This window comes from Mesorhizobium sp. M7A.F.Ca.CA.003.01.2.1, from assembly GCF_003998945.1.
Lineage (GTDB): Bacteria > Pseudomonadota > Alphaproteobacteria > Rhizobiales > Rhizobiaceae > Mesorhizobium > Mesorhizobium ciceri.
In genome coordinates this window covers 1-4,696 of record NZ_RZRA01000424.1, presented here as the reverse complement: position 1 = coordinate 4,696, position 4,696 = coordinate 1, and the positions used below count along the sequence as shown (strand labels likewise).

Below are 4,696 nucleotides of genomic sequence, written 5' to 3'. Positions count from 1 at the left end.
CCCGAGCAGAGCCAGACGGCGCCTGACCAGCCGGCGCCAGACGCCGGCGCGCGGCTTGACCGGCATGCGCCCTGGCGCGGTGAGATCAGGCGCGATGGGACTGGTCATCGTCGCCTTCTTCGCCCGTTGCTTCTTCGCTTGTCATTGCCACGATCCGCCGCGCGGCATCCTCGACGCTGATCTGCCAGCTCATCGCCAGCGAGCGCAGCTGCGCATAGGCGCGGCCGTCATCGGCGCCTTTCGCCAGTGCCGTCACCGCGCGAACGATGGTCTGGCGTTCGGCAACGCGCTGGCGAAGCGAGGCGATCTCGCTGGCCAGGTGTTTTCGCGCCTCGAAACTCTGGCGCGCGATCAGCAGCGCGCTGTAGACGCCGGCATTGCCGACCGGCTTCAGCAGCTGCGCATCGGCCTTATGCGACAGCGCCCATTCGATGCGGCCCGGCGCCTCGGAACCGATCAGCGCCACCAGCGGCATCGGTGCCTCGCCCGGCTTCCACGGAAACTGCTCGTCAAAGCCGAGATCGGCGTCGAAGAAGACGAAATCGGCGGCCAGCGTCTCGGGCGGCAGTTCCGGCCAGCAATCCAGCGTGATCAGCCCGATGGCCGACAATTGCCTGGTGATCGCCTGCACCGTCGGATGTGGGCGATGCAGGATAAACGCCCTGGCGCCGCCGAGATTGGGGATGCGTGGGGCTCTGGTCACGACACCACCCTCAGGCGCGGGCGGCCGAATGTTTTTGCCGGGTCGTAGCGCGACAGATACGGATCCGGCGCGACTTCGTCTTCGCGGCTGACGACCTCGAAGAAGCCGTCCGCGATGCGCCCGATGATCACCGGCAGTGTCGCGTGCTGCGAGTGGGCGTCGATGGCGATCGGACCGAGCCGGGTGGAGAAGCGGCGTTCGGCGAAGGCTTTGGAGAATTCCGCCGGACCGGCGTCGGGATTGCTGGAGAGCACGTCGGCCATCACCTGCACCGAGGCATAGGCGGAGGCCTCGAAGGATGAGGCAAAGGCAGCCGGGCGCGGCGCGAAATACGGCCCGACCGACAGATGTCCCTTGCCGGATTCACCGATCGCCGGCAGCTCACCTTCGGTCAGGTTGCAGGAGATGACGGGGCAAGTCCCGGGACTGAAGGCGGCATCCTCGTGACCCAGGTCGCGATAGGCCGCGAGGAAGGCGTAGGACGAGGTGCCGATCAAATTGTTGAGGATGAAGTTCGGCCGCGTGGCGCGGATCTCCGCGATCAGCCGCGACACGTCGGTCTCGCCGATGCGCAGATAGCGTTCGCCCAGCACCTTGCCGCCGGCATCCGCGATCAGGTCGCGCGCGACGCGATTCATCTCCCAGCCCCAGATGTAGTTCGAGCCGAGCAGGAAGCCGTTGGCGCCGAAACGCGGCACGACATGCGCCATCAGCGGCACCAGATGCTGGTTGGGGCAGGCGTGCATGTAGACGACATGCTCATTGGCTTCGAAGCCCTCATAGGGGCAGGCGTACCAGAGCATGCCGCCGGCTTTCTCCAAGACCGGAATGGTTTCCTTGCGGCTCCAGGAGGTGACGCAGCCGATGACATGGCGTGCGCTGCTGGTCTTGAAGATATCTTCGCAAAGCGTTGCGTAGCGGTCCGCATTGCTTTGCGGATCGCGCTCCACCGGCACCAGTTCGATGCCTGAGCTGCGATCGGCGTTGATGTCGGCTATGGCGCGCATGGCGCCGATGCGGCACGCATCGGAGACGAGCTGATAGCTCCCCGAGCGGGAATACAGGATGCCGATCTCGATGCGCCGTTTCAAACAGGACCCCAGAAATGACAATGCCTCGCAGCCTGCGCCGGAAGGGCGAGGCATACGAGGCATTTTTGCCGCCCGGCAATCAGAGCCGGTATTTTGCGCTAGCGTATTCGGTCCGGCGGGTCAGTCAAGCCCTCAATGACATTTGCATGACCTGCCATCGCCGTTTCGCTGCCGCCGGCTATTTGGCCGCCGGCCTCTGGCCGAGTTGGCGGGCATAGGTCACACAGGCGTCCACCGTGCTGACACAAAGCGCGTCGCGCCTGTTCGGCAAATTGTTGTCGCCGGCATAGGCAACTTCGGCGACGCGGCCATCGACCATGCGAATTTGCGTATCGCAATAGCCGCCGGGAGCGACATTGACGGAGCCGCCGACCGCCGGGATCGCGCCGACCGCCAACGTCGGAACCACAATGCTGAGATTGCCGCGCTGGACGATGCGCTTGTAGGTCCAGATCTGGCCCGATTGGCCGGCGTCGGCGGTGGCGGTCGGAAACCCGGCGCACATTCGAACATCGGCTTCGCTGAGGCCGACCATCTCCTTGCGGGCAGCCGCCGCCGTTGGATCAACCTTGGCGATACGCGACGTGTCGTCGGGAACGACGCAGGAAGACTGGATGGCGACACAGAGAGCAGCGAGGCCAAGCTTTCGAATGCAGGAAAATATCATGCCGACTGTCAGATTTGCCCGATTGTCAGATTTTGCGTGGCGCCCGCCGCTCCTTTCTACCTAGGCAGACAGGCGAGCGGATCAACCCGTTCAGCTTCACGAAAAAGTGGCTGTGGCTGCATCATGGCCGGTCGGGAAGCCAACGCCCTGGCGGAAGCGGGCTCGCGCCGGAACGGCGCGCCAAGGTCCGCATCCATGGTCACCCATCAATGACCCTGCAACTGTTTCCGCCGCCAGGACGCGGGCGCTTCGCCGACCCGCGCGCGAAAGAATCGTGAAAAATACGCCGGGTCGTCGAAGCCGATCTCGTAGGCGATGTCCTCGACCGAGCGTACGGTGAACAACAGCAGCCGCTTGGCCTCCAGCAGCCGTCGCTCACCGACGACGCGTTTGACGCCGCTGCCCAGCACCGCGCGGCTGGCCTTGTCGAGAAGATGCGGCGTCGTGGCCAGCGCCTCGACGTAGCGATCAACAGGCCAGTTGTCGCGGAAATGCGCATCGGCGAGCCGGCGCAGCCCCAACGCCAGTGAGGCATCAGAAGACGCCGTGGCATCCTTTGTCTCGGGACTGAGGCGCGCGATGTGGGAGAGCGCGACGGCGATCAGCGCCTGCAGGACCCTGTCTTTGCCGGCTTGCGCCTCGGCGTATTCGGCGGCGATCATCTCCAGCACCGCCGCCAATCTGGCCCACGCTGCGTGCTGCGGCATGCCGTCGGCAAAGACCGGCCGGTCCAGCGGCAGCAGGCTGTGAGCCGCGATGGCCGCAAGCGCGCCGTCGGCGACCGAGACGACGATGGCGTCGGTGCCGGGGCCGATCGAGAAGCCGTGCACGATAGTGCTCGGCACGAAACTCACGGCAGGCGCCGAAAAGTCCCAGGATCGGTCTTCGATGCGGTAGGTACCGGAGCCGCTGGTCCAGAAGGTGATCTGACCCATCTGCGGGTGCTTGTGCGCGGCGACCTCACCAAGATGGATATTGCCGCGCGCAAGCACCGTCTCGACATGCAGAAAACCGACATCGAGCGGCCGCACCGGCTCGCCATAGACGAAGAAGTCGGGGATGGATCTCTGGCTCATGACGCCGGAAAAAGTCCAATCGGTTTTGCCGTTCCGTCCATAACCGATCGATGCCCAGGGCGCTAGGGTTACGGCTTAAGAGGAGGACCATCATGCGATCAGAAGACTTCCGCACCGATAAGGCACGCCCATTCACCGGGGCCGAGTATCTGGAGAGCCTGCGCGATCGCCGCGAGGTCTATATCAACGGCGAACGCATTGCCGACGTCACCACGCATCCGGCGATGCGCAATTCGGCGCGGTCGCTGGCGCGCCTCTACGACGCCCTGCATGATCCAAAGCGGCGGGACGCGCTGACGTCACCAACCGACACCGGCTCGGGCGGCTACACCCACAAATATTTCCGCGTTGCCAAGTCTTCCGCCGAGCTTGTTGCCCAGCAGACGGCGATCGCGGAGTGGTCGCGCATGTCCTATGGCTGGATGGGCCGCACGCCCGACTACAAGGCGGCGCTGATGAACACGCTCGGCGCCAATGCCGACTGGTACGGGCCGTTCAAGGACAATGCCCTGTCCTGGCACAAACGCGCGCAGGAAGCCGCGTTGTTCATGAACCACGCCATCGTCAACCCGCCGATCGACCGCCACAAGCCGGCCGAACAGGTGAAGGATGTCTTCGTCCACATCAACAGGGAGACGGACGCCGGCATCTACGTGTCCGGCGCCAAGGTGGTGGCGACGTCCTCGGCGCTGACGCACTACAATTTCCTGGCGCAAGGGTCGGCGACGGTGACCGAGGATCCGTCGCTGTCGGTGATGTTCATCGTGCCGATGAATGCGCCGGGGATAAAGATGTTCTGCCGCGTCTCCTACGAGCAGACGGCCAACACGGTGGCGGCACCCTTCGACTATCCGCTGTCGTCGCGCTTCGACGAGAACGACGCGATCCTGGTGCTCGACAATGTCTTCATCCCCTGGGAGGACGTGCTGGTGCTGCGCGATGCGCAAAAAATCCTGTCCTTCCATCCGGCCTCCGGCTTCATGCATGGCTACTGCTTCCAGGGCTGCACGCGTTTCGCCGTCAAGCTCGACTTTCTCGCCGGCCTGCTGGCCAAGGCGCTGCGCGCCACGGGCGGCGATGCTTTCCGCGGCAACCAGGCGGCACTGGGCGAGGTCATTGCGCTCAGGCACATGTTCTGGAGCTTTTCCAACGCCATGGC

5 protein-coding genes are annotated in these 4,696 nt (G+C 64.6%); 1 reads left to right on the top strand and 4 read right to left on the bottom strand.

Annotated features, from left to right (window positions below):
- Positions 1–85: 85 nt before the first annotated feature.
- The 4 genes from EN969_RS17805 to EN969_RS17790 form a co-directional block, all read right to left on the bottom strand.
- On the bottom strand, positions 86–703 hold the full coding sequence (locus tag EN969_RS17805) for an ANTAR domain-containing protein (protein ID WP_063169702.1): 618 nt from the start codon (positions 701–703) through the stop codon (positions 86–88).
- Positions 700–1,794: a transporter substrate-binding protein gene (locus tag EN969_RS17800; RefSeq protein ID WP_013528537.1), complete on the bottom strand. Its 1,095-nt coding sequence runs from the start codon at positions 1,792–1,794 to the stop codon at positions 700–702. Before EN969_RS17800 ends, EN969_RS17805 begins: the two co-directional genes overlap by 4 nt.
- Positions 1,795–1,972: 178 nt before the next feature.
- Entirely contained in the window at positions 1,973–2,461 is a 489-nt protein-coding gene (locus EN969_RS17795; protein WP_013528538.1) for a hypothetical protein, read from the bottom strand.
- 206 nt (positions 2,462–2,667) lie between these two features.
- Complete coding sequence (locus tag EN969_RS17790) at positions 2,668–3,537, bottom strand: helix-turn-helix domain-containing protein (RefSeq protein WP_013528539.1); 870 nt, start codon at positions 3,535–3,537, stop codon at positions 2,668–2,670.
- 92 nt (positions 3,538–3,629) lie between these two features.
- Between EN969_RS17790 and EN969_RS17785 the strand changes: the two genes are divergently transcribed.
- Positions 3,630–4,696 (top strand): 4-hydroxyphenylacetate 3-hydroxylase N-terminal domain-containing protein (locus EN969_RS17785; RefSeq protein ID WP_127419279.1); only part of this gene is annotated, 1,067 nt, incomplete at its 3' end.